Source organism: Streptomyces sp. NPDC051452 (assembly GCF_044454765.1).
Lineage (GTDB): Bacteria > Actinomycetota > Actinomycetes > Streptomycetales > Streptomycetaceae > Streptomyces.
This window is the reverse complement of sequence record NZ_JBITEB010000027.1, coordinates 60,066-60,553: the sequence shown is the minus strand read 5'-3', so window position 1 is coordinate 60,553 and position 488 is coordinate 60,066. Positions and strand designations below refer to the sequence as shown.

Below are 488 nucleotides of genomic sequence, written 5' to 3'. Positions count from 1 at the left end.
GGGCCAGATCTTCGTCAAGGGCGAGGTCATCAAGACCGTCCCCGAGTCCAAGATCGTGGAGACGCTCATCGAGGAGGCCATGAAGCTCGCCGAGCAGATGGAAGCCGACGGCGTCGCCTCCGGAGAGCCGTCGGTGTCCATCACGGACTGACCCCCACGACAACCGCCTCGGAGATCCGACGGAACACCGTCGAACCCCGGGGCGCCCGTGCGCCGGCCCCGGGGTCACCGACCGCGGCCGGTGAGCTCATGCCGGGGCCCGTCACGGCGCCGAAGCCACCGCCCCCGTCTTCCGCTGGAGCACCCCACCTCCCTGCGGGAGCCCGCCGTCGGCCCCGGGGGCGCCCGTGCATGGGGTCCGGGGTGACCGGCCCGCGGCCGGTGGGCTCATGTCGAGGCCTGTCACGGCGACCGAAGCCCTCGCCGCCGTCGCCCGCCCCCGCCTTCTGTGGGAGCACCCCGTGGCCCCGCCGGAGCCCGCCGTCGGA

The 488-nt window shown here is 74.4% G+C and carries 1 pseudogene; it reads left to right on the top strand.

Annotated elements, in window-relative coordinates:
* Positions 1 to 151, top strand: a pseudogene (locus ACIBA9_RS37055) (4-hydroxy-3-methylbut-2-en-1-yl diphosphate synthase); the annotation flags it as partial.
* Positions 152 to 488: the final 337 nt, after the last annotated feature.